The 24,589-nt window shown below is 61.7% G+C and carries 24 protein-coding genes and 1 pseudogene; 5 read left to right on the top strand and 20 right to left on the bottom strand.

Features of this window, described 5'->3' with window-relative positions:
• Positions 1–80: 80 nt before the first annotated feature.
• The 3 genes from QX070_RS31710 to QX070_RS31700 all read right to left on the bottom strand — a co-directional run bounded on the left by QX070_RS31710 (position 81) and on the right by QX070_RS31700 (position 3,878).
• A complete protein-coding gene (locus QX070_RS31710) occupies positions 81–1,298 on the bottom strand; it encodes a radical SAM protein (protein ID WP_315717191.1) in 1,218 nt (405 codons plus the stop codon).
• Between the two features lie 76 nt (positions 1,299–1,374).
• Positions 1,375–2,580, bottom strand: a complete 1,206-nt coding sequence (locus QX070_RS31705) for a pyridoxal phosphate-dependent aminotransferase family protein (RefSeq protein WP_315741079.1) — start codon at positions 2,578–2,580, stop codon at positions 1,375–1,377.
• Between the two features lie 44 nt (positions 2,581–2,624).
• Positions 2,625–3,878, bottom strand: coding sequence for an LptF/LptG family permease (locus tag QX070_RS31700; protein ID WP_315741078.1), 1,254 nt, complete (start codon positions 3,876–3,878; stop codon positions 2,625–2,627).
• Between the two features lie 353 nt (positions 3,879–4,231).
• Here QX070_RS31700 and QX070_RS31695 point away from each other — a divergent pair, with 353 nt between their 5' ends.
• Together QX070_RS31695 and QX070_RS31690 are read left to right on the top strand one after the other, a co-directional pair.
• Entirely contained in the window at positions 4,232–5,374 is a 1,143-nt protein-coding gene (locus QX070_RS31695) for a glycosyltransferase (protein ID WP_315741077.1), read from the top strand.
• Positions 5,371–6,504, top strand: a complete 1,134-nt coding sequence (locus tag QX070_RS31690) for a glycosyltransferase (protein WP_315741076.1) — start codon at positions 5,371–5,373, stop codon at positions 6,502–6,504. Before QX070_RS31695 ends, QX070_RS31690 begins: the two co-directional genes overlap by 4 nt.
• Here QX070_RS31690 and QX070_RS31685 read toward each other — a convergent pair.
• The gene (locus QX070_RS31685) at positions 6,449–7,531 is read right to left on the bottom strand and encodes a glycosyltransferase family protein (protein ID WP_315741075.1); all 1,083 of its coding nucleotides are present in this window, start codon (positions 7,529–7,531) and stop codon (positions 6,449–6,451) included. The two genes, QX070_RS31690 and QX070_RS31685, sit on opposite strands and share 56 nt — an antisense overlap.
• A 173-nt stretch (positions 7,532–7,704) precedes the next feature.
• Here QX070_RS31685 and QX070_RS31680 point away from each other — a divergent pair, with 173 nt between their 5' ends.
• Together QX070_RS31680 and QX070_RS31675 are read left to right on the top strand one after the other, a co-directional pair.
• Entirely contained in the window at positions 7,705–8,706 is a 1,002-nt protein-coding gene (locus tag QX070_RS31680) for a UDP-glucuronic acid decarboxylase family protein (RefSeq protein WP_315741074.1), read from the top strand.
• A gap of 1,050 nt (positions 8,707–9,756) precedes the next feature.
• Positions 9,757–10,128, top strand: a complete 372-nt coding sequence (locus QX070_RS31675; RefSeq protein WP_315741073.1) for a hypothetical protein — start codon at positions 9,757–9,759, stop codon at positions 10,126–10,128.
• A gap of 675 nt (positions 10,129–10,803) precedes the next feature.
• On the opposite strand, the gene QX070_RS31670 is transcribed toward QX070_RS31675, so the two are convergent.
• From QX070_RS31670 to QX070_RS31645, 6 genes are all read right to left on the bottom strand, one after another.
• Positions 10,804–12,144: a hypothetical protein gene (locus QX070_RS31670; RefSeq protein ID WP_315741072.1), complete on the bottom strand. Its 1,341-nt coding sequence runs from the start codon at positions 12,142–12,144 to the stop codon at positions 10,804–10,806.
• Between the two features lie 774 nt (positions 12,145–12,918).
• On the bottom strand, positions 12,919–13,263 hold the full coding sequence (locus QX070_RS31665) for a hypothetical protein (RefSeq protein ID WP_315741071.1): 345 nt from the start codon (positions 13,261–13,263) through the stop codon (positions 12,919–12,921).
• Positions 13,260–13,442, bottom strand: a complete 183-nt coding sequence (locus QX070_RS31660; RefSeq protein ID WP_315741070.1) for a hypothetical protein — start codon at positions 13,440–13,442, stop codon at positions 13,260–13,262. Before QX070_RS31660 ends, QX070_RS31665 begins: the two co-directional genes overlap by 4 nt.
• A gap of 19 nt (positions 13,443–13,461) precedes the next feature.
• Positions 13,462–13,968: a hypothetical protein gene (locus QX070_RS31655; RefSeq protein WP_315741069.1), complete on the bottom strand. Its 507-nt coding sequence runs from the start codon at positions 13,966–13,968 to the stop codon at positions 13,462–13,464.
• On the bottom strand, positions 13,949–14,872 hold the full coding sequence (locus QX070_RS31650; RefSeq protein WP_315741068.1) for an N-acetylmuramoyl-L-alanine amidase: 924 nt from the start codon (positions 14,870–14,872) through the stop codon (positions 13,949–13,951). The genes QX070_RS31655 and QX070_RS31650 overlap by 20 nt, the downstream gene beginning before the upstream one ends.
• Positions 14,873–15,026: 154 nt before the next feature.
• Complete coding sequence (locus tag QX070_RS31645) at positions 15,027–15,539, bottom strand: DUF2867 domain-containing protein (RefSeq protein WP_315741067.1); 513 nt, start codon at positions 15,537–15,539, stop codon at positions 15,027–15,029.
• Between the two features lie 216 nt (positions 15,540–15,755).
• Between QX070_RS31645 and QX070_RS31640 the strand changes: the two are divergent.
• Positions 15,756–16,026 (top strand): annotated as a pseudogene (locus QX070_RS31640) (transposase); the annotation flags it as partial.
• A gap of 36 nt (positions 16,027–16,062) precedes the next feature.
• Here QX070_RS31640 and QX070_RS31635 read toward each other — a convergent pair.
• The 10 genes from QX070_RS31635 to QX070_RS31590 all read right to left on the bottom strand — a co-directional run bounded on the left by QX070_RS31635 (position 16,063) and on the right by QX070_RS31590 (position 24,587).
• Positions 16,063–17,172, bottom strand: a complete 1,110-nt coding sequence (locus QX070_RS31635; RefSeq protein ID WP_315741066.1) for a phage late control D family protein — start codon at positions 17,170–17,172, stop codon at positions 16,063–16,065.
• Positions 17,169–17,378 carry a tail protein X gene (locus QX070_RS31630; protein ID WP_315741065.1) on the bottom strand — a complete coding sequence of 70 codons (210 nt, stop codon included), beginning with the start codon at positions 17,376–17,378 and terminating at the stop codon, positions 17,169–17,171. Before QX070_RS31630 ends, QX070_RS31635 begins: the two co-directional genes overlap by 4 nt.
• Positions 17,378–17,764, bottom strand: a complete 387-nt coding sequence (locus tag QX070_RS31625; RefSeq protein WP_315741064.1) for a phage tail protein — start codon at positions 17,762–17,764, stop codon at positions 17,378–17,380. Before QX070_RS31625 ends, QX070_RS31630 begins: the two co-directional genes overlap by 1 nt.
• Before the next feature lie 2 nt (positions 17,765–17,766).
• Positions 17,767–20,361, bottom strand: a complete 2,595-nt coding sequence (locus QX070_RS31620) for a phage tail tape measure protein (protein WP_315741063.1) — start codon at positions 20,359–20,361, stop codon at positions 17,767–17,769.
• Positions 20,362–20,499 (bottom strand): hypothetical protein, encoded by a 138-nt coding sequence (locus QX070_RS31615; protein WP_315741062.1) that lies wholly within the window; start codon positions 20,497–20,499, stop codon positions 20,362–20,364. It abuts the gene before it with no gap.
• Positions 20,500–20,519: 20 nt separating this feature from the next.
• Entirely contained in the window at positions 20,520–20,807 is a 288-nt protein-coding gene (locus QX070_RS31610) for a phage tail assembly protein (RefSeq protein ID WP_315741061.1), read from the bottom strand.
• A gap of 74 nt (positions 20,808–20,881) precedes the next feature.
• Positions 20,882–21,385 (bottom strand): phage major tail tube protein, encoded by a 504-nt coding sequence (locus QX070_RS31605; RefSeq protein ID WP_315741060.1) that lies wholly within the window; start codon positions 21,383–21,385, stop codon positions 20,882–20,884.
• Positions 21,386–21,397: 12 nt separating this feature from the next.
• Entirely contained in the window at positions 21,398–22,807 is a 1,410-nt protein-coding gene (locus QX070_RS31600; RefSeq protein ID WP_315741059.1) for a phage tail sheath C-terminal domain-containing protein, read from the bottom strand.
• 90 nt (positions 22,808–22,897) lie between these two features.
• A complete protein-coding gene (locus QX070_RS31595; protein WP_315741058.1) occupies positions 22,898–23,470 on the bottom strand; it encodes a hypothetical protein in 573 nt (190 codons plus the stop codon).
• A gap of 10 nt (positions 23,471–23,480) precedes the next feature.
• On the bottom strand, positions 23,481–24,587 hold the full coding sequence (locus tag QX070_RS31590; RefSeq protein WP_315741057.1) for a hypothetical protein: 1,107 nt from the start codon (positions 24,585–24,587) through the stop codon (positions 23,481–23,483).
• Positions 24,588–24,589: the final 2 nt, after the last annotated feature.

The following is a 24,589-nucleotide window of genomic DNA, read 5'->3' as shown; positions in this document are numbered from 1 at the left end:
TCGAAGCGAGGATAAACGAGGAGGACGTTGCATCGTGTCGCTGCCATGAACTCCCTCCAGATCCTGCCGACCGCAGCCGCCTAGTATCCCATCAGACCGCAACAGCGGGCGCAGACCGGCATGAGCCCGTCGCGACCGATGCTCGCCCGGAACTTCCTGTACGGCTCGGAATTCCATAATTCGGTGATCGTCGACGTCTTGACGTTGCCGACGACGTAGTCGTGGTAGTCGCGGCACGGCGAGACATCGCCGTTGCTGTTGATCTCGACCGCCTGGAAGATCGCCGCACATTCGTCATAGCCGAAGTGCTCCTGGTGATCGGTGTAATACGTCGTCAGCTTGTCAGAGCCGGAGATCGGCGGAATCAACGCGACCGCAGGCGATGACCAGCCGGACGATCGTTCCATCACCGCCCGTAGCTGATCGTCCAGCGCCTCCGTGCTGCTGGGCTTCCAGTTTCCGACCCAGCCGTGGTGGCGGGTCGGATAGAAGCCGAAGCGGCGAAAGAAATCCTTCTCGTGCGCCTCCGCGTTACCCTGGTCGATCCACCATGACAGATAGAAGACAAACAGATCGACCTTGTCCCGAAAGGCATCGTAGATGTCGACCAGATGCTTGCAGTTGGCCTGCGAGATCACGGTCAGGGCGGCGATGAAGGGCAGCCCGCGGCCGTGCTTCGCTCGCGCCTCGGCAACCGCATCCAGCCCGCGGCAAAGCTCGTGGAAATTGTCGCCGCCGCCCCCCGCGGCCGGTCGCAGCGCATTGTGCAGGTCAGCGCGATGGCCGTCGACCGACACCTGCAACAGAAAGAGCGGCGCCTTGGCCAGCCGTTCGGCGGAGGCAGCCACCCGCGTACCGTTGGTCGCGATGCTCACCGGCAGCCCGAGTTCGGTAGCGCCCTCGATCAGGTCGAGGATGCCGTCATAGAGCATCGGCTCGCCGCCCCAGAAGTAGACCAGCGGGCCATGACCATGGTCGACGAGGTCGTGCAGCAATTCGAGATAGCGACCGGTCGGGATCTCGCGCTCCTTCAGATGCCGGAGGCTGGAGTTGAGCAGATAGCCATTGTCGCCCCACTGGCCGCAGGTATGGCAGCGCAGATTGCAGCGGTCGGTCAGACGGAAGCTCGCTTGGCGAATCCTACCGGCCTCGCCTTCCGCACGACTGATCCGGAACTTGCTGAAAATCCGCTTGTCAGCCTCCATCTGGATCAGCTTGGTTGCGATCCATGGATGCGGAAGGACTCGTCGCGCGTAGCGCGCCGCAGTTAGTATCCCCAGACTGCTCGTCTTTGCCATGACTTCCCGACCGTCGTCGTCCCATCAAGCCCGATCCGAAGCCGCGACGCCGTGCGGCGCCAGCATCATCTTCCAATCAAGCCAGCTTCACCAACTTCGACACCTCGGCTACGGCGTCGACCGCCGCCCGGATCTGATCCGGCGTATGGGCAGCGGAGACGCTGAAGCGCAACACCACGTCTCCGTCGGGTGTCGCCGGCGGCACCAGCAGATTGACGTAGATGCCGCGATCGAGCAGTGCCTTCCAGAATTCATAGCCAGCGGCCAACCCAGGCATCCGGATGCTCCCCACGGGGCCGGGGTCCGCGCAAGGCCGGACGCCGATCCCGGCGAGGCCGTCATGCATGGCTCGCGCGTTGCGCCAGAGGTCGTCCCGCAATTTCGGCTCCCCTCCGATGAGGTGAAGCGCCCGCCGCGCCGCCGCCACGATCGGAGGTGGGAGCGATGCGGTGTAGAGATACGGCCTGCTCATGAAGCGCAGCGCGCGCAACGCACTCGAATCGCTCACGGCGTAGCCACCGATTCCGCCAAGGCTCTTGCTGAAGGTGCCGACGATCACATCGACATTGGCTTCGACGCCGAGATGTTCGGCGATGCCGCGGCCGTAGCGCCCGTAGATGCCGAGCGAATGGGCCTCGTCGACGATGACCACCGCTCCATGGCGCCGCGCGACGGCCGTCAGCCCCTTGAGCTCGCCAAGGTCGCCTCGAACGCTGTAGAGCCCCTCGCAGATCACCAATGTCTGCGGTCCGGGAACATTGCTGCGTGCAAATCGGCTGTCGAGATCGCTGCGGTCATTGTGAGCGAAGCTCTCCACCTGGGCGCCACTCAACCGACAGGCATCGAAGATGCTGGCGTGGCAATGGGCATCGACAAAAATCATGTCGCCCTTGCGGGCGAGCGCCGAAGTCACGCCCAGATTGGCCATGAATCCCGTGCTGAAAATCACCGCGTCGCGCCGACCATAGAGGGTCGCGATGTCCTCCTCGAGCATCACGTGGAGACGGTGATTGCCTGCAGCGACCCGCGAAGCCGTGGAGCCCGTCCCGTAGTGTCGCGCAGCCTCGACCGAGGCCTCGATGCACGCCGGATTGAAGTTGAGCCCAAGATAGCTGTTGGTACCGAACATCAACGTTCGGCGGCCTGCGACCATAGCGGTGACGGTGTCCACGACATCATCGACGACGATGCTCAGCGGGTTGGTTCGCGAATCGGCCAGCCTCTCCAGCGAGTTGCCGAGGCGATCTGCACGCGCCAATATCCCGTTTCCGCCGTTGTCCATAAGCCGATCCGTCCAAGTAATCGATGAGTCGCCCGAACTACCTGTCAAGGACACGGCGGCGCGATCGCGTTCGGCAATTGATCGTGCGGTCCATTGGCAAGAACGGCGGCGCCCCCGTCCCACAAAGCTAGTCCGGCGTGCAGCGCCGGCACGCCGGTCATTCCGAGCCGCATCGAAACGGCGGGCGTGGCGGACGGTGCGGCCATCGCCCCGCCGCGGCGCCTGAGGGCGAGGATGAGTGCCAGCGCCAACTCGGCCAGAAAGAGCCCGCCGACCGCCCATGTCGTCCGCAAGTCCACCAGCGTCTGCTCGATGGTGAGCACCATGAAGAAATGCAGCGCCCCGATCGCGGCGCAGACGAGCAAGGCACGCGGACCTCGGCGGTCGCCGAAGCTGCGCCAGACGGGAAGCAGTTCGAGGCCGAGCCAGGTGTGGAGGAGCGCGAGAAGCGGGATTCCCAGGCGGTTGAGAGCCTCATGAATCCATTCGCGCGCCGTCCCCGGGGCGGCCATGGCCTTGGAGCGGCCATCGAGGAAGTCCCGCAGGGGCACTTCGTCGATGATCGTATAGTCACGCTTGACGCCTCCGAAGCCATATTCGTTCAGTGGTACGAATATACGAGCATAGGCGACGCCCCTGACCTCCGACTGTCCGTTCCGCAAGCTCTGAACGGTCCCGTCGAGCAGCACTAAGCCGCTTTCGTCCCCCTGCCTTTCGAACACCGCGAAACGAGCTTTGAAGACCCGCTCCTCGCCGTCGGACATCTCCTGCCGGATGAAGACATCGGCAAGCTCGTTGCCCTTGATATAGTTCCTGAAATAGAAGACCTGACGACCATGATCGAACTGATTGAAAACGCCGACCTTGAGCAACGCCGGATTTACCCCGCGCCGCAGCGAGAACAGCACGTCGTGGAGATGCCCTGAGGTTAGCGGAACGACCCAACAGGTCAGCAAATAGCCGAGCGCCACCGCGGCGAACGCGACGGCAAAACCCGGCAACCGCGCAGCGAAGGTCGAGCGACCGCTCGAATAGATCACGATCAGGATCCCATCTGCTGCAAACCTGCCGTAGGACCAGACGATCGCGATCGCAACCAACGCCGGGAGAACATGGAAGAGGATCATCGGCCCAGTGCTGGCGAGCGCGGGCCACACCAAGCTGGTATAGAGCGCCTCTTCGCCCAGATGGCTGATCAGAGAGATCAGAATCACCGGCGCGACGACAGCCGCAACGGCGACGGCCGAAGCAAGCAAAATCTGCCGTGTCAGATATCTGTCAATGACCCCAACTAGCACGCTTCGCCCCTGGCAGCAGTTCCACTCCGGGGGGACGGTCCTTCCTAGGAATCGTTCCCACCACGGCCCCCAAAGCCGTATTGCCGGCGACTGTCTCTTACCGCCGACACTAGACATACGAAAATTATACTATCTTGGCGAGCATGTCATGAAAACGCCGCCGGCCGTCCACATTTCGCGCCGCTCTTGCGGGCAGCGGCCGAATACGGTCAATGGTTCGCGGCAATGACGTCTTTGGACAATTTTCCACGTCCACAGCCATCCGACCCCGCCGTGTGGACGCCCCGACCAACCGCCGACGGAACCGACCGACGCGGTACTGTCGTCACGAAGCGTAGGCTCACTGAGCAGCAATGCAGAAGCTCATCAATCTCGCGATTTTCATCGACGATCTTGGTGTCGGCGGGACCCAGAACTGGCTGACTCTCCTGGTGCCGGCGCTGGCCGCGCGCGGTTTCGCAGTGCGCGTCTACGGCATGCGTGCAATCGCACATCCCGAGATCCTCGAACGTCTGGCGCCTCACGCCGAAGTTCAAATCATCGGCGAAGGCCGCCTGTGGGCAGGACCCGGACTGCTGCGGCTGGCGCAGGAACTCCGGACCTGGCCGGCACAGGTCGTGCAGACGGCGCTGCCGACCTCCGACATGATCGGCCGCTTGCTGGCATGGCTGACGGGGGTACCGGCGATCTTTTCGACCATCCGCGGCCGGAACGTCGACAAACCAAGCTGGCAGAGGTGGCTTGATCGCCGCACTGCACATCTGGCCAGAGCGGTCGTCTTCAATGACCGCGAGGCGGTGCCGTTTGCGATCCGCCACGAGGGTATACGCGCAGGCCAAGTCGTCTACATTCCCAATGGCGTTTCGATCACGACGGCGCGCCGGCCACCCGGCGACGTGCGCAGGGAACTACAGACGTCCGCGGAAGCGACCGTGCTCGCGACCGTCGCCCGCCTCCATCCGTCCAAGGGACAACAATATCTGTTGCGCGCCTTCCGTCTCGTTCGCGAGCGCTACCCCGGCGCGGTTCTGTGGCTCGTCGGCGACGGTGAGTGTCGAGCAGCCTTGGAGCGCGAAGCTGACGAGCTCGGGATAACGACGTTCGTCCGCTTCGCGGGCACCCGGCGCGACGTGCGCGACATCCTCGATGCCATCGATCTCTTCGCGCTTCCCTCGTTGTGGGAAGGCATGCCCAATGCACTGATGGAGGCCATGGCCGCGAGCCGGCCGGTGGTCGCTTCCGATGTCGACGCCATCCGCGAACTGGTGATCCACGGCAAGACCGGCTGGATGGTCAGGCCGGGCGACGCCGACGCCCTTGCACGTTGCATGATGGATATCCTGGCGGATCCCGCCCGGGCAGCCGACATCGGCCAGGCAGGCTTGCGGCACGTTCGCGAGCATTTCTCACTGGATGGCATGGCGGATGCCTACGCGACATTGTATCGCGACGGCCTGAAGGACGCGGCACTGCGCGTGGGAGCCCCGTTGCGATGAAGATCGTTCATATCCTCGACAATCTCGACCGCGGCGGAGCTCAAACCATGCTGCGCAGCGTGGTGGCCGGCCTCACGGCGCGCGGCCACATCCAGCACATCATTTGCCTCAACGAGATATTCAACGAAGAGGTCGTCGCTACCATGCGCGCCGCCGGAGCCAGCGTCGAGATCATCGGGCGGCCGCGCCTGTACGGCCTGATCGGTCTTTGGCACCTCGCCGCGGAATTGCGGCGGCGCCGGCCGGATCTCGTCCACACCGAACTCCCGTGGGGCGATTTGATCGGACGTACCGCCGCCCGCGTCGCCGGCATCGCCCCGATTGTCTCGACTGTGACCGCCCGCTACGCGGACAAGCCGCGGCTGCAATTGTGGTTCGATCGCAAGACCGCGGCCTGGGCCGACCGCGTGGCCTTCCAGAGCGCCGAAATCGTTCCCTTCTCGCTCGCGCATGAAGGTGTCCGGCGCGACCAGGTTCAGGTCATTCCGAACGGGGTCGATGCGGACGACCGTGACCGTTCCGTTGCAGCATCCGCCCTGCGCCGGGACCATGGCGGCAGCGCCACAACCATCCTCGGCATGGTCGCACGGTTGCACCCACAGAAGGCCCACCCCGATCTCCTCGAGGCGTTCGCAAAGCTGGCGTGTTCGGACGTTCGCCTCTGGCTGGTTGGCGACGGACCCGATCGCGCGCAACTCATGGAGCAGGCGCGCGCGCTCGGCATCGCCGATCGCGTGGTCTTCGCCGGCGACCGCGGCAACGTTCGCGACTGGATCGCCGCGATGGATATCTTCGTTCATCCGACTTATTTCGAGGGTCTGCCGCTCGCGGTCCTCGAGGCCATGGCCATGGGCAAACCGGTGATTACCTCGCCGGTCGATGGACTTCGCAGCCTGATCACCTCCGGCGTCGACGGCTGGCTGGTGCCGCCCGGCAATCCCGACGCGCTCGCCGAGCTCATCGGCCACGTCATAGCCCATCCCGAGGAACGGGCCCGCGTTGCCGCGAGGGGCGCGATCCGCGCGCTGTCGCAATACGGCTCGGATCGCGTGGTCGAAGCCTATGAAACGCTGTTCAAATCCGTGCTCGAGGCCCGGAGCGCGGGGAGCGGCGCCAACGGCCGTCGATGAACGCGTCGATCGCAGCAAAGGCCGCATCGTTGCCGCAGAAATCTCCGTGACCAATCCGGGCGCGATAGCTCTCCAGCCGCACCTCGAATTCGTGCAGGATCCGCGACGAGAAAGTCGCCAGATCGGCACGCATGCCGTAACCGAGCCGCTCCAGATAGTGCGCGTTGAGAAACTGCTCGAAGGCGCCACGGACCGGAATCGACAACACCGGCTTGCCGAGATGCAGCGCCTCGGAGATGAGCGTATGGCCACCGCCGCAGACGACGAAGGCGCAGGACGCCAGATCATCGAGAAACGATTGCTCGTCGAATGCCTTGAAGATGACGCGACCCAGGCTGCAGCGCTCGCCCAGGCCGTAGACGCGGACAGGCCGGCCAAGCGTGGCGAGATGCTCGACGAAGGCCGGGAACGTCGGATAGCCCTGATAGGCGACGACGTGGTCACCCGTCGTCGGCCGGCGCGCAACGACGTCGCGCCGCAGCAGCGGCGGCAGTTGCCGAAGCCAGGGGCTCGACGCCCGCGCGGGAACGTCGAAGAAATTGCAGACGAGGTACTGGTCGGCCGAACTGAACAGAAGCCGGACCGCCGCAGCCGTCGCTAACCGGCTCGACATCTGGCCCAGAGGGCATGCGATCCGTCCCATGGTGATGACATGTTGGTTGTCGAGCGACAGGCAGGCCACTCCCATCCTGCGCGCCACCCGCGGCACGAAGAACTCGTAGTCGGTCATGGCAAAGTCCGGGACGAAGGCCTCGGCCGCCTGCTCGACCCGGCGGCGCCAATGTGCGCCATTGCTGAGTGTCGCCGCGGTACGCAGCAACGCCGCCGGAGCATCGACCCGATGCGAGCCCACGGGCGTAACCGGATTGGGACACTCGAATACCCGGAATTGGCCCCCGAGCAGGCGCGCCGCTTCTCCATGACAGACGAACAGGAAGTCGTGCTGGGAATAATGCTGAGCCAGGGTCAAGGCGCGGATCGCGTGCCCCCGGCCGGTCCCATGCACGCCATAGAGAATGCGCGCCATGACTTCAGACCGATGCGCCGGCAGGCGGGTGAAGCGGCGGCCAGCGCCGCGAAGGACAATTCACCATCGGCCCGTTCATTCCTTGTGCCGACAGTCCCGCAGGACCGTCGCCTTGCCCTTCGACTCATCTTATGGTTGTTATTGGTTGCTGAACATTCTAACGAGCAAGGGTCGTGTCGAGAAGAGCGTCCAGGCGCATCAGCGAGAACAGTTTGGTTACGGGCGGCGCCGGCTTCATCGGTTCGCATCTGTGCGAGCGACTGATTTCCGACGGCCATCAGGTCGTCTGCGTCGACAATTTCTTCACCGGCACACGCCGCAATATCGAGCCCCTTCTCGACGATAGGAATTTCGAGCTGCTTCGGCACGACGTGACGTTTCCTCTCTATGTCGAGGTCGACAGCATCTACAACCTCGCCTGCCCCGCCTCGCCGGTCCATTACCAGCACGATCCCGTGCAGACGACCAAGACCAGCGTTCACGGCGCCATCAACATGCTAGGGCTGGCGAAACGGCTCAAGGCCATGATCCTTCAGGCCTCGACCTCGGAAGTCTACGGCGACCCGGAGAAGCATCCACAGACGGAGGATTATTGGGGCAACGTCAATCCGATCGGTCCGCGGTCCTGTTATGATGAAGGTAAGCGCTGCGCCGAGACGCTGTTCTTCGATTATTGGCGCCAGCACCGCTTACAGATCAAGGTGGCCAGAATCTTCAATACCTACGGGCCTCGCATGCACCCCCACGACGGGCGCGTCGTCTCGAACTTCATCGTCCAGGCGCTGCTCGGCAAGCCGATCACCCTGTATGGCAACGGATCGCAGACGCGATCGTTCTGCTATGTCGACGACATGGTCGATGCGCTCGTCCGCCTCGCCGCGACACCCGACGATGTGACCGGACCGGTCAATCTCGGCAACCCCGCCGAGATCTCGATCCAGGAACTCGCCAGGACCATCATCGACTTGTGCAATTCGCGGTCTGCCATCGTATGCGGGAAGCGACCGGTGGATGATCCATGTCGGCGACGGCCCGACATTGCGTGTGCCGAAGCTGTCCTGTCGTGGCAGCCGAGGATTGGCCTTACCGAAGGCCTGACCAGGACGATCGCCTATTTCGACCGGCTCCTCTCCGAGGATGCTGTCCGCCGATCCCTGCTGGACGACCCGGATTGAGGTGACGGGCCTCGGTGTGGATCGGTCGACGGAATCTCGCTCGCCAGCGTCTGATGCCTGCGCGAGAAGTGGCAAGACGAGCTGGGCGGAGCACAGACTCTCGCTCAGCTCCAAGTAAATTGGCTGCCAGAAACAAGCGGGCATCATGAGAGTGCAGGGCAATCTTTTCGCAGCAACCGCCTTCGGAGGGCCAGACTCCTGGGACGCCTGAGAGTTTCAGAACAACAAAATCGCGAAAATATAAAATACTGACTTCGCTTCAGAAATCTGGCTGGGGCGGGAGGGATCGAACCTCCGAATGGCGGAATCAAAAGCTGCCTGGAAGCTGAATGATTTCAATGGGCATTCTGAACTTGGAGCGGATTTCGACCCCAACGATCTCAACAGGTTACTGGGCGATTCAGAAGCCAAAGCTGCCGGAAAAAAGCACCGCCAAGCCTTCCCGCCACCCTTGAGCGACCTTCCCCAAAGACGAGGGCGACCCATTCCTGGCGGATCAATTGCGGCTCGATGTCCGAGCCCACGCCAACCCGGTGGAGGGGGCCGAGATGGGGCGCATCTGGTCTGAGGTGAGCCTTGCTCGCATAGACGCGCTTTCCGTCATGGGCGCGATGCCCGGTCGGCCGATCCCCTCCCGTCAGCATCGTGCGGCAGCCTGAACACCGATGTGCATCGCGAGACGATCATACCAAGTCGACAGTGCCAAGTGCTGGTGCGCTCGGAGGGAACCACAACACGACCACTATCATTGATTTTGCTTAACATTTACCGCTCTTGCGAACGCCCTGTATCACAAACGAATCCCGATTTATATCACACTTGGCACCATCTAGGATGGCCTTTCCTGCCCGAGCGAACGTCGGGAGTCGGTGAAGCACGTCGGTGGACGGGCGAAGACCCTGAGGGCAGCCGCGTGCGAGGCGGGAGGCGCGCCAGATCGCCTAGGATCGCTCGGCCCCACAAATTCGCCGCATAACCGGCGGTCGGCGCTTGAAAATGTGGTCCCACTTTCTACCTGACAAGCATTCAGAGGAATACGGAGCATACTTTATGAGTTTCAAGGACATGAAAGATCAAAAGGCTGCGGCTGAGGCAGCAACGAAAGCAGCGGCCGAACAAGAGCGCCAAGATAAAAGGAATCTAGCCCTGGATCGTGCCGCCAAAATGGAGGAGGCGATCAAGGCAAAGAACCCCGAGGAAGTCGGCCTTTCGCTTTCCCGTGAAGGTCAGACGATTCAGCTCACCCGTGGTCAGGATACGATCCGGGTTGATGTGGGCTCGGACGTTTACAGCTGTCTGATCCTGAAGCCCGGCACGGGAGGAACAAAGGGATCATTCACGATTCCGACTATCGTCCCAGGGTCCCAAAAGAAATTCAAGAGCGCGGACCAAGTGCTGAAGTATATCTCAGACAATTCTTGAAAACGGAAGCCGGGAAACAGCCTGCACGCGTCACACCCACGACACCCACGGCGCGGGTCTGCGCCGGGCCATCTGACTTCCGCCCGTGATCTGGCTCACGTCCTGTTTGGCAGGCTCGCCGTGCAAGAACGGGGCGTTCACGTGAATTAGGATAATCTCGCTGTTAGCGCACGTGTCCTAAGTTGACTTTGGGAGTATCCGAATTACCTTCGTTGCAGCCTGGATCAGCCCGGGTAGAGAGGCGGACGCATGCTTAAGATGATTCTCCGCATCTCCCGCCCTGCTCCGAAACTAGCTCAGTGGACAACGCTGACGCTGTAGGATCGATCGGGATCTAAGTCGACGCCACGTCTCGTGGCGGCAGGGTTACTTCGTTGAAGGCCGCCTCAGGTACCAGCCTTACCTCCGCTGACTGCCCTTCTTTTCCATCCTTCCGGGGGCGGGAGCGCATCGTGCGCCTTCGCTAACGCCTCTAGCCAGGCCGCAACGCTGGGGGGAATGTCCGCCTGACTGGACCCACCGGCGAACGAGGCGATCATCACATTCCAGGATCGCGGCAAGGCCCCGCTGCGTCCACCGCAGCGAGGCCAGACATTCTGTCAGACGCGCTCCGGTCATGGCCCGAGCAACTTCGTGAGGCGCGCCAGCGCAGTGTAGGTAGATTGTCTCTAGGTTCTAGGACGTAGCCGGCTGCGATCTTGCTAAGTACTTCTTGATGCAGTGCACAGCTCCAAGGTTCTCGGCGAACGGATGGAAATCCGGGAGCCTGTGCACTGCAAAACCCAACTCCTCCCAAATTGTCGCATTTTCATCGTCCGTCTTCTTCAGCTCGGTCCAATCTCCGTAGCCGTACGTGGGAAGCCAAACCTCCTTCTTAGGACCGTTCTGAACGAGAGCATTGTTCGATGTCGCAAAATACCAGCGCCGCTCTTTGTTTTGGGGGTCGTCCATGTAGACAAGGGGCAACGGATTGCGGACTACATCAAAGCCTTGATCCGCCAAGCCTGAAGCAATGTCGTCAAAAACAGAAACCATAGCGTGTAACGGTGCGGGCCGGCCCAACGTCTTAAATGCCATTTTAGGATCGCCCACCAGGACTTTGTATTTTCCGGCGTCCCCCCGCCCTACTAACGTGATAAACATATCAATGTGAAAGAGGGGCTGGGTCGTTCCTTGAGCATTCCCGGCATAGAGCGTCTCTGTCCATTCTTCTCCGCTTACATTGAATTTTCTAGTCGTCTCCTGTGGTACAGGAACGCGGCTTCCAACGTAGATTATCTTCCGATTCTTGTCTAAGTAGTCCTTGTAGGCGCTTTTTACGAACTCTTTCGCGGACACTCCGACTGGCGGGGTTAGGACATGACTGCTGATGTATTGTAGCGACCTTGCCGGGTAATCAGCGCCGATGAAGAAGAAGTCGTCGCCGATCAAGGTATTGCCACCTTGAAAATACAACGGAGCCCGCGTGTCTCTTAGATCAGTGAAATTTGCCACGAAGTCTCCGATCAGTCCGTCCGCATACCGGGGAAAAGAGTAGGGCTCGACAAAGAATGTCGCTCCTGTCACCGTGTCCTTCGCTACTACGAACGCGTCTTCCGCCCAGATGGATATGTTTAATGTATCCTCGAAAGTATTGAGCTCGGCTTGCTCCTTCCCCGCTGCTTTCAGCCAAGCCTCCACAACCGACTTCGCGGAAGCCTGGACGAGCACCACAAGTCTAGTCGCTGCGGGAAGTGACCCAAGCAAGCCCTGGAATGCTGCTGCCATGGTTGGATCCTGCACGGCATAGTTTGGAATCGTTAGCAGAATACGCTCAATTGGCCCCTCAGCAGTGGGCATCAGCGAAGGACTAGTCGGGCGGACCGGCCGCGGGAGGCTTTCATGGATGAAGTCAAGCGCGGCCGATCTGTTTAACAGCTCCGGGAAAAAGCTCTCTCCACGCCGGCCGTGGTCTCCTCGATCCCGGCGAACCAACTCCGGCACAAGCTTGTAATGACGCGGACGAATCAAATCCATGAAATCCCTCCCTTGCGCGTTGAATTGGGCGCCGGCATAAAACCGACGATGACACTAAAGCAGTAAAGCGGAAGCGCAGCCTTGGCAGACTAGCCACTGGGAGATCAGTCGATCCAACCAGAGAACGTTAGCATTATAGGACTGTCGCAGCCGTAAAGGTCTCGCCGCATACGCGCCTATTTTGAGGCTTCGCAGGTTGGTCCTACTTTAGGTGAAATGTTCTCCGCACCATCGTCTCTCGCGGCACAGGGCGTCGGATATTCTTTGCGCACCCCGTTCTTAGTGCCGCAAGTAATTTGATTAATGCATTCGGACGACTTCGTTGACGTTTGCGCAAGTCGCAGCGCACGTTCGGGCACGATGCCGTCTCGCGCAGATGCGCCAGTAGATGTTGCAGCGCAGAATACGGCCCACAGCGCGGCCGTCCATAGTATCTTCATAAGAGCCTCCAAATAGGCACATCGGCCGCAAAATCATTCTCGATGCGCGAAGACGCACATCCTACAAACCTCTCTCTTTAAAGGCGATATGATCCGATACACAACCGCAAGAGTCAAGAGGCGGTAACGTTGCGGTCACAGGCCCCGGCGCAACATAACAACCTGTCCGTTTCGCCTCAGGCTATATAGTGTTCGACGCGCACCGACTGTGATCGCGCTCCAATTCAGCTTCAGTCCAAGGCCGATACCTACGGCTAACCCTTTCAGTGCCTCCTACTCGCCAGGCTACGACGACTTCACGAAAGCCCGTCTCGATAGTTATCATCTTTGCTTGTCAGTAGTCACTTGTCTTCCCGGTCTGCGTCAAAAGAAACTGATCGAAGCGCGCGCCGATGCGATCCAACGCTCCGACAAGACGCTCTTCGATGCGGTCGATCAGTTGCACTGTCGCGTATTCCTGCGCGACGCGCTCGCGGAACTGCGCGAGGTCGCGTTCGAGCGCTGCGGCAAGCCTCTGCGCTTCGGCGGCTGCGGCCTTTGCCTCATTGGCAATGGCCTGCCCCGCCTTGGCCGACGCTTCGTTCTTTGTGTGCGAGACCGCGTTGCGGATCAGAAGCGCAACAACCGCCCCGAAGCCGGTGCCGAGCAGGCCCATGAGCCATTCAGGGATCGTGATCATTTTGCAATCGCCGATGCTTTGAGGCGCACGTCGCGCACGTTTGACCGGGAGACACGAAGCCGATGATTGGCCTCGATCCGGGCGGCCCGCTCCAGACGCCAAGCCACGCGCGCGTCGTCACCGGGCTTGATTTTTGGAGCGGGCACTTCGTCAAGCACGAGCGTTGACTCGTGCGGCATGGTGAAGCTCGGCGAGGGCCTAACGCTTTCCGTCGTCTGGCAAGCTCCCAGGGAAGTCGCTAGGAGCGAGCACGCAAGAAGCGTTAGGGCGCGCCTTGAGGCGCTTGGCATAGTCATCGATTTCGTCCTGAGCTTCCTTGGCGCGGAGCGCCGCTTCATCACGTTGCTTCTGCGCCGCTTCGGCAGCTTCGAGCGCGAGGCGCAGATCGAAGTCCTTCGCGGCGATCACCTCGTCTTTTCTCGCGACATCGGCCCGCAGCACCTTCGCCTCTGCCCGATCGTCTGCCGTCCGGAATCCGAGCAGGAACGCGAAGAGGAAGACGAACGCGTACACGGCGAGCTTCGCCGGAATGACGTACTGTTGCAGTACCGACAGCTTTGAGAGCACCGGGAAGTGACCGACGAGCATGGCGATCACGATGAGCCCGGCGACCAGCAACAGAACGGCATCCGACGTTGCGATCTGCCACAGCAGATCGCCGAAGCCGAGCTTGTCAGCCATCGACTTAGCGAGCGCAGCCATCATCGCGGTCGATCCAGAACCACACGCCCAGGCCCACGATGATCACGCCGCCAAGCGCCACGATCACCTTCCAGTCGGTGAGCAGGCCCGTGAAGGACGACAGCGAGAGGCCGGTGAACAAGCCGGTGCCTGCCGTGAGCTTACTCTTGATGAACGCCTTCAGTTTGCCCGGCTTGGTCGCGCTCTCGTCGTGTACGTCGCACTGCGGTTCGAGGTGGACGTGCTCCTCACCGGACTCGTCGCTGTCCTGCCGCTCGCCACCGTCCGGGGTCTCCATGAGGCCGACCGGCTTGTAGGGCAGCGCGGAGGCGCGCAACTGATCGAGAGGGTACAGCGGGTTGGTATCGATCTTCCGGCCGGGCGAGATCATCCAATGCGTGATGATGTCCTCGATCTTGAACTCTTGCGCGAGGGCGAAGCACAGATCGGTTACGGCCGCGATCTGCTCGGGGCTGTAGTGCAGCCAATAGCCCGCACCGTGAGCCGCCGTCTTCGCGTACTCGACCTTCAGCGCCTGATTCTTGTTCGTGTCGATCGTGCAGATGTCGTTCTTGTAGACGCCGTCCGACACCTTCTGAAGCTTGCCAGGGTTGTCGATCTCGATCCCAATGGCGTAGCTATTCATGAACTTCAGCCCCTTCCATTGGGACTGACCGGCGTGCCACGCGACGACGTTGAACGGGACGAGCTGGGTGATCTTGCCCTCGCGGCTCACCACGACGTGCGCGGAGACCTTCGCTGCCGAATTGGTCAGCCACGAAATGTCGCCGTCGTCCTTGAGGCCAGACGCGGTATCATGGATCACAATGAAGCGCGGCTTCAGAGCGCCGCCGTGGTTCGGGCTCTTCTTGAACGGGAACGGTGCCCCGTCGCGATAGCCGAGCCCCTTCTTGATGCTGATCGACATGATGCTCTCCAGTTGTTGGAAGCATCATGGCTATTCGTTGCGTAGTTGGCGGGACCGTTTGAGTCGCCCTCGACTAGGCCGTTTACCCACAAACTCGGCGACGCGACGCGACGGAGGATATGTTCGCTCTATCCATCCAGCTCCCGACCAAGTTTCACATTGGGACACCAAGCATCATCAGTTTGACCAGGACACGATGAACGGGAGCAACCGGTAGCATATAGAAGCGGCCCAGCAGGTTGTGCGTCTTGACCCAAGAACTGACAACGTAGCTCGCGCGCGAATCCGAAGAGCGCTTTAGGAACGACATGCGCACATTGAGGTGCGTGTCGTCGATACCGAGCACCAGTTCAGAGCTGTCAAGAAAGACAACGCGGAAGATGCTGAACGCATCGCCAACGGCAGGTTCTTTAAGCGCACGATCACTTTCCGACAGCCTTAGGCGCCCGACCGTCTTGAGTCCAAACAGGGATGCGATGTGGTCGCGGAGATTGACCAGCCCGTCCACCCACCTTGGCGTGGATACCAATGCGCGAGTGGCGATATCTACAGGAGACAGACTCTTATCGATCAAATCAGCCTCAAAGGCGTCACTGTAAAACGCTTGATCGAGGTCTCGATGCAATTGGCTTTCCACTGGAAACGCGACCTTGCGCGCATTTGGCATAGGCCAGATTCCTCTCTCGCTTCCCTATATTCATACTACCAAGCAATACGGGTAAGTTCTATGAAACGCCTCTTGAAATTTTTGACGGTGCGGCCGGGATTGTCAGCCGATCGATCTCTGCTCCAGCCCATAAAACGCTGAAGCCTGGCCGGGCCAGAACCGTTGCTTTCGGTTAGCCACTCCTGATTCAAACTTCCGAAACTGGGAGCTCGAATCATGCGCTACGAACTCGTCGACTATGAATGGACCGCTATAAGCCCGATGCTGCCAAGCAAGCCGCGAGGTGTACCGCGAGTGAATGACCGACAAGTCCTCAATGGCATCTTTGGGTTTTGCGATCAGGGGCACCCTGGCGCGATCTGCCGCAGGAGTTTGACCCCTATACCACCTGCTACAATCGCTTTGTCCGTTGGCGGCGGGCCGGTGTCTGGGGTAGCATCATAGACGCGCTTGCCGTGCCCATGATGCTGCTGTTCAGATGATCGATAATCAGGCTATGGCTGCGCGGTAATGAGTCCGCGTCCTAGTCCCAGCCGCCGCCTCCCCATGTATCGCCATCGCCCTCGCCAGCGGTCTCACATGAGATGCGTGTCTTGAGGCCCGAGCTATTCAGAGTGTGGATCGCGGACTTGATGGTGTAGCTGCCGTCGCAGTCAGGGTCAAAGCCGACCGCCGTTAGGCCAGCACCGGCGAAGATCTCGGTCCGCCCGACGAAGCTGGCGGCAAAGACTTTCTTGCCGCGAGCGAGCGCGCCCTTCGTCGCTTTCGCCTGGGCTTCTGCCTCCTCCTTCGTCTTGAAGAGCTTGCGTACGCGATGCTTCGGCCCGTTACGGCCACCACTCCCGCCGCCTGCCCCGCTCGCTTTGACCCACTCGCGCTCGCCCTTCTTGATGTTGTGCCACGCCGCCTCGACCGACTCGTAATCGCCGCGCGTTGAGCCCGTGCAGTCCCAATCCGTTTGCCCGGTCTCGGTCAGCATGAAGGTCGGGGCCGCGCCGCCGCTCGGAAGTTGCCCGGAGCCCGCCTTGTTGAAGATGACCGTGTCGTTCGCCAGCTTGAAGTTCCCGCCGACGCGGCCCGCGAGGCGGGTGAGGAAGTTGAGATCGGACTCGTTGGACTGGTCAAGATGGCCTGGTTTGATGCTGCCCAGCTCACCGGCCACGATTGCACGCAGGCCGTTGCGCCCGGCGATGTACTGCACGATCTCTTCGATGCTCTTCTCGTGATAGGAGCGCGACTTCGGGGCCTTGATCTCCGTGGTCAGACCGGCGGCCTTGGCCGAAACGGTCATGATCTTCGGCCGCCCCTTCTTCGTCCACGAGTCGATCTGATACGAGCCCATGAAGTTGATGCCGCTCTCGACGAACCCGAGCCATACTTGCAGCTTCGAGCCCTTGCCCGGCGATGGAATATACTCGTGGTTGTCAAGCTCCAGCTCGCACGAGTCGGACTTCTTGCCCTCGTTGTCCTGAATCGTGAGGGAGAGCAGCGGGCCGCCGCCGTTGCCGATTGCTGGGATGAGGCCGCCAGGAATGCCCACACCGCCACCGAGCAGCGGCATTCCGAAGGGGGCCGGAATTAGGTTTGCCGTAATGTCCCTGCCGCCGAGGACTACGCGTGCAGCAGGCGTCACGACCAAATCCTCGCGGCTGCCGAGACCTTCTTCGGGGCGTAGGCCGGGATGACGATCGTGAGGCCCTGGGGCAGCCGCGTCCCCGCTGCGGCGAGGCCCTGGTTGGCGCGCAGGATCGCTTCGGTCGCGCCGTGCGTGACGCCGAACCGGCTCCAGGCGATCATGTCAACCGTGTCGCCTTCGATCGTGGTGTAGGTCTCGGCCATCAGGCGTAGGCCCCCAGCTCAACGGTGAACTCGATCTTGCGCGGCGCGCCGTCCGACATGAAGGTCTCCATGCTCTCCTTGACCTTCTCGATGCAGTAGAAGCCGAGATAGCGGCCAAAGCCGGTGATCAGCGGGAGCGGCTGCCCGAGACCGGCTTGCGCACGCATCATGTCCATCTGCCGCAGACCGCCGCGATAGTGCGGGAAGATCACGCCATCGACCGTGATCGTGTCCTCGCCGGGTCCGACGTATTGCTTGGCCGGGGCCATGCCAATGCGATCCGTGGCAGGCCACCGCCATTCAGAAGACCGCTCGAACTTCTGATAGGCGGCTGTCGAGACCGAGAAGCGAAACGCGCCGAGCGCGAGCATCACCGAGCTTTGCATGATCAATCACTCAAGAGGCCGCGCTGCTCGGACTCGAGCCGGGCGAAGGCGGCATAGACGGCTTCTTCGGCGGCCCGGCGGACTTCAGCCGGATCGCCGCCCTTGACGGTGATGTTGACCTCCGCGCGCTGGGACCGGGAGACCATTCCGCCCGTACCCGCCGCCGACGACGACGCGACCGCAGCCGCGCCGCTCGCGTTGAGGCGACGCAGCGTTGCGTTCGTCTCGATCCGACCGTTCGCGCCGGGCACGAACAGCTCGGGGCCGCGCTCGCCGACAAGGTACGGCTTGCCATAGCTCACCGGGCCGCCCAGGGCGCGAGCACCAGCAACAGGGTTCGCCGGATTGCCAGAGTTGAGCCAAGACTTCGTGCTCGGCCCGCTATTGAAGATGTTCTTGATGGCCGCGCCGAGGGCCGACATCTTGTCGATCGCCGTTCCGATCCAGCCGACCAGCGTCTCGATGGCCGAGATCACCTTCTTGACACCTTCGGCCGCCACGCCCCCGACCGTCTCGCCCCAGGTCCGCCACTTCGCCCCGCTCTCGTCGATGGGACCAAGCAACCTCCCGAACCAATCCACGACGCTGCCGAGGCCGTCAGCGAGCTTCTTGACCCCCTCCCCTGCCGGACCCAGGCCCTTCATGAAGCCCTCCCCAAAGCCCGCGAAGAAGGATTTGAGGCCGTCCCAATTATTGTAGACCCACACCCCGAGCGCGGTGAGCGCGGCAACCAGCGCCGTCATGATCAGCCCCACCGGGTTCGCGACAAGTGCCCACATGGCAGCGCCGATCGCGCGGAGCGCCGTGACGGGGAACAGCAAAATTGCCTTGCCGAGTGCCATTAGACCGCCGCCCGCGACGAACAGCCCGGCAAGCGCGATCGTTGACCAACGCAACATCGACATCGCGGCCAGGGCGACGCGAGTGCGGGCCGCGAACGCGAGCATGATGGCACCGCCGCGAACAAGGCCGCCCGAGAGCAACGCGATAGCACCGAGCAACATGCGCGAGGACGCGAACGCCAGCATCATGGTTGCACTCAAGCCCCGCATAGCGAACAGGGCCACGCGACCGACTGCACCCAGCACATAGAGCAGCGGTCCTGCGGCGGCAGCCGCAGCGGAGAGATACAGGCCCGTCTCGAGCAAGCCGGGGGATGACGCGGCCATGCCCTTCATCAGGTTTTCGAGCCACTTCATGCCGTTGAGGATGTCCGGCATGACCAGCTCTGTCAGCGTGTTCCGAAGCCCCTTGTAGGCAGCGTCGAGTTCAAGGATCGACTTCTCCAGACCCTGGTAGCGAACTCCCCACGCCTTCGCAGAGTAGCCTTTGACGTTGTCTGAAATGTCCTTGAGGATTTCGTCAAGGTTCTGCGATAGCAGCGCCAACATGCGGACCGACTGGCGGCCTTCGAAGATGTTGGCGAGATCGCCTTGGGTCGCCCCCTTCGATTTCAGATCCTTTGCAAGCTTCAGAAGATCGATTTCGGACCCTGCCGTGGTGAACGTGTCATCCACCGCCTCCATGATCGCACTCATGTCCTGCGCGCTCTTGGTGCCGAGCCTCGCCACGACGGCATCATAGATCGCCTTGCGCTGCTTCTCGGGCGACCCCTTGTTCGCGTTGAGCACCTTGTCGAGAACCTTGGGATCGATGTCATAGCCCGACGCCGCGAGACCGGCGCTCAGGTTCGCGCCGGTGCGGTTGCCTTGGTTCACATAGTCCGAATATTGGAGACCGAGCTTCGCCATCGTGGCACGCCCCGCCTTGGTCGGCTTGACCATGCGGACGTAGGCCGAGCGCAAGGCGACGCCCGATTCCGAATTGAGGATGCCAGCCTTTGCCATGGCGATGATCATGGCGTTCGTCTGCTCGACCGAGTTGCCAGCCGCTGCGGCGGCAGCGCCGACGTACCGGAACGACTGCGCCATATCCTTCGTGCTCGCGCTGGTCTTCAACGCGCCATACACCAAGTTATCCACGATGCGCTGCGTGCTCGCCGCCGCGTCCTCCGTTGACTTCATTCCGAGCTTGTATTGCGTCGCGAGTTTCGTGACGTAGCCGCCCAGCTCTGCGCCGCTCATGTCTTCGGCCGTGGTCGCGCCCTGCAAGATGGTCTCAATTGCCCCCTTAGCCGCATCAACGCTGAAGCCCGCCTTCAGAAGCTCGTTGAAGGTTTTCATGATCTCGGTCGCGTCGCCGTACTTCGCGGCAATGGCGTCCGCGTAGGCCACGATCTCTTTGCGCGCCTTCGTGCGCTGCTCGGACGTCATGCCGTCGAGGCCAATGGCTTCGAGCGTGTTACCCGCCTTGGCGCGCTCGTTGGCAGCCTTGATCGCCTCGACGCCCAGGAGCCCGGCGGGCACCGTGACGCCGAACGTCGCGTTGCGGCCGGTCCGCTGGACCTTGGACATCAGCTTCGATGTCTCGGCAATGTGCTTGTTGACGGCCTGGAATGGCGCGTTCATGCGCGCGCCCATGTTAGCGAGCGAAGCACCCAGGCCGTTGATCTGGGCCTTCGCAACGCTAACAGCGGCGTTGAGGCTCGGACTGACCTTGCCACCGATATTGACGAATACCGAGAAGCCGGTCGCCATTTACTTCGCCTTCATCGCCTTGTTGATGTCGGCCTGAAGCTCAGTTGCCGCTTCAAGCCATTCATAGAAGTCGTCGAGGAACATCTCTTCGACCTCGCTGATCGTGACGCCGCCTTTGGTCAGCCGAACTAGCGTCAATATCGCCTTGCGGAGATCGCTTAGCTCGACTGACCCCCACGAAAAGCATCGAGCTGATCGCCCAGCTTCTTCGCGTCGTACTCGTCGAGTTCGTCGATCACGTTCGGCGCGACACCGCACAGATCAGCCAGAAGCAGCACGCCACGGTCCGCGTCGTGGCCCTTGAACTTGGCGGCCTTCTTGGAGTCCTTGGTTTTCGGCCGACGCATGGTCAGGCTCGAATACTTCACGCCGTCCACCTCGATCGGAAAGTCGAGAGTGATCGGGGCCTCCGCCCGCATATCGGGCTGCTTCTCTTCGTCGCTCACTGTTTAGTTCTCCCGTTGATGGTTCGAAGAGACTAGCCCGTGCGCTTACGCTTAGAGGGGCTAGTCTCGCCGCATTACATGCCCATCGCTGCCCGGATTGAGGCGAGTTGATCCACGCCGTTGACGATGCGGATCATGTTGTCCACGTCGATCTCGATGGCGACGGTGTCGCCGATCTGGACCTTGACGTAGCGAAGCGTCATCTCGGCTTCGTTCTGCGTCATGTCACCGGCTTTCCAGCTCCCAAGGGTGTTGCCCTTGAAGCCGCCGTGCAGATCGACCACCATCGCGACGGCGGCCTCGCCGTCGCGCTGAAGAGCGCCACGGAGCTGCACGCGCGCAGCGTTGCCGTCCATGTTGCCGAACAGCCCGAGAATCTGCGTGTTGTATTCGCCGAAGGTGAACTTGGCGGTCATGACCTCCAAGCCCATGTCGAGTTCGACGGGGGCGTCCATGCCGCCCCCGCGATACTCCTCCGTCTTCACTTGGAAGTCCGGCAGCTCGACTTCGGCAACGCGACCGGCCCAGCCGGTCCCGTTGACGAAGGTGTTGAAGTTGCGAAGTACGCGCGGGATCATCTCTTTTCCCCGTTATGCGAAGAGGTTACGGATGTAGTCGGAGACGAGATGCGACCGGAAGGTCACGCGCTCGGCCGGATACGGCGGGGTGAAGTCATAAGAGAAGGTGACATGACCATCGGTGATGTCGGCCTCCGTGTTGAACTCCGGATCGACCCAGCAGTCGCCGCCAAGGATCGCGCCCTTGGTCTTCAACTGCCGCATGTACGCCTTGACCGACGCGACCACGTCGTCGAGGTAGTTCTTGGTGATGGAGCGATCGACCGCCCAGCGGTGCGCCTTCGCGATCGAGATATCGATCATGTCGGCCGTCCGTGACACGGACAGGAAGGCGAACTTCAGGTCAGCCGAGCAGGTACGGTTACCCCACAGATACCAGCCGTCGTCGCGGATGAACGTCGCGATCTGGTTTTCGTTGAGGATGTTTGCGCGGCTGTTCTTGTCGCCATAGGCGTAGTCGATCGGACGCGAGATGCCGCCGATGCCGTAGACTTCCTTGTTGGACGGCGACTCCCAGAAGCCCGAGTTGTTGTCCACGCGAGAGATCAGACCGGCGACGCGCGGCGACGCGGGCTCCAGCGCATAGGTGTTCGTCTTCACCGACCACCCCGACACCTTGGGATCGACGATGAACACGCGACGGGTGCCGTGGTCGTTGCGATAGGCGAAGACGGCCGAGTCCGTGGTCGCCGGACCATCGGCGATGATGTGCGCCTTCATGCCGTCCGCGAGCTGCTTCAGCTCGCCGACCACCGGGTTCGCCGAAGCGCCGGTCAGGATCGTGATCGCCGCGCCGGTGCCGTCGCCGGTGATCGTCGCGGTGATCGGCGACACGATGCCATAGCCCAGCGACTTGAAGTCGAGGCCGGTCACCTTGCCGTTGGTCAGGATTACGGTCGCGGACGGAAGCACCGCGCCGACGCCGCCGCCCGTGAAGACAACTTCCGCGTGGGTGTAGCCGTTGCCCTGGGACATGACGGTGTGACCGCTCACGCCGATCGGGCGCTGATGGGTGAAGCCCGGCGCGATGAAGATCATCGGCGCAACGCCGCACTCGGCCTCCGCAGCGCGCAGGACGTGAACGCCGGTGAATGCGCCGGTGTCGGCATCCACGCCGCCGATCACTTTCGAAAGCTGCTCGTTCTCGTGCTCCACCTCCGCAACGCGGATCACGACGATCAGAGCGCCGCCCTGATCGTAAATTGCGTCGATAGCTTGCGGCAGGGTGCCGGTCGTGCCGATCATCGCAGCGGCCTGCCGACGATTGACGAGAACCGGAAAGTCGAGCGGGAATGCGACTTCGTTCGCTCCGGGGGCGGTGCCGATCAATCCGATGACGGACGAGCGGACGGTCTGGATCGGCCGGGGGCCGGAGTCAACGACGACAGTCTCGACGCCGTGCAGAAAGTCGGTAAGGGACATATGTGTGCTCTCAATCCTCGAAGCATTGGGATTGAGAGCACCGTAGGAAGCGCCCGCTTAGTTGTCGGGACCGTTCCAGTAGCCCCCAGATCAGAGCGACTTTGCCAATTGGAAGAGTGCAATCAGATCACCCTCCGACTTGCCAAGTGCCTGCATGCAGGCCGCTACCATTGGATCGGTGGAGACGAACTGCGTGCTGTAATCCCAGCTATCTTGCACGTCGAGTGATGCAGACTTAACGTAGTCCTCGACTTGCTGCCGCACGCCCATCTTGGTCATCGCTAACCTGATCTGGCGCGGCGAGACCGTCAATACGACCGGGAAGTCCGCCACGCTCATTGCGACCGGGTCGAACTTCTTCCCGCTGAAGTCCGCGAATGGATCAGAACCAGTATAGCCCTCGATCTCGATCACACGAGCGCCCGGCGGAAACATCCGCGACGGGTCGCGATCCACCGCCTGTACCTGCCAATCACCGTTCGGTAACTGCCAGACCGTTGCCTTCACGGTCCCAGGCGCGAAGAGTGCCGTTTCGCCGTAGAGCGCTTCGTACCAATCGAGCCCATCGCTCTCGCGCTTTGCGAACGCCGTGTTGATGGCGAGCTCGGGCGGAAACGGGTCGGGAATATACGATGCCCAATAGCCCCGGTCGATGATGTTCATGATCGTCCCCTTAGTTGAAGTTGAACCATCCTTGCGGAGTTGCGTACTGATGATAGCGGAAGCGATAGGTGGTGTTGCCGGTGAAGTTGCTGGTGAAGATTCCGGAAACGGCACACATCGTCCCGAAGTTGTCGGTGCCCCCCGATACCTGTGCGACGCTACTCTGGTCGAGATCGCCCGCGTGGACAGCGCGCAGAGATGTCACGGGCTGGATATTTCCAGCGTGCCAGATCGCCCCAGCGCTACCGAGTTGGTAGCTACTTCCATCCCAATAGATGTAGCGCGCTCCACTATTGCCAAGGAAGACAACGCCAGTCGTTGGAGAACCCGCGCGGATTACGGTTACGTCGCCAGCTTGCGATCCGCCGACCGGCTCGCCGCCAATGGCGAAGCGGGCTGCCACCTTGCTATCGCCGCCGAAGGTTGCGCCCGCAGTCGTCGAGAAAGTGCCGTTCAGCGTGACATTGCCCTTGATCGCAAAGCTTCCGGAGGCGCGGTTGATACTCACCGGCGTATCGAGGACCGTGCCATCGTTGGCATAGCGGAGAAGATTGAAGTTTGACCCCGCGTTGTTGGCCCCTTCTGCCGCGCCATCGCCAAGCTGGAGCACCCAGCGATCCTTGCCGCCGAGCTTGCCGCGAATGTTGATGCCACCGTTCGCCCGGTCGAGGGAGACGTCGCCCGTCAGCGTACCGCCAGCCTTGTCGAACTTCGCGGCCAGAGTGGTCGTGAAGCTCTGGAGCTGGGTCGCGACTGAGTCATTCAGATCGTGAATAGCCTGATCAACTTCAGCGTCATTGTCGGTCAATTGCTTCGTGACGGCGTCCTGTAGCGCCGTCATCGCGCCTTGGATCGCCTGCAGAGCCGACGTGATCATATCCTTCGTGCGCTTGACGGTAAGCACGCGATCGGTCGCCGTTCCGGCGCTGGCCTCTGCGGTTGTGGCGAGACGTACGCTGCCCGTTTCCGTCTCGGTGGCAACGACATTGCGCTCTTCAAGCTCGGTCACGTCGTCGTTGATCATCGCAATGGCGCTGCGGATGCGGGTCGCATCGTCGCGCGCGATGTTGTCGGGGTTCGGCAGCGGGTAGCCCCGCTGCGTGGTCTCGTCAGTCATCT

Origin of the sequence: Bradyrhizobium sp. SZCCHNR1093 (genome assembly GCF_032381175.1) — a bacterium.
In the GTDB taxonomy this organism is placed as follows: domain Bacteria; phylum Pseudomonadota; class Alphaproteobacteria; order Rhizobiales; family Xanthobacteraceae; genus Bradyrhizobium.
Note: the sequence above shows the minus strand (reverse complement) of the source record. Positions and strands in the feature narration are given on the sequence as shown.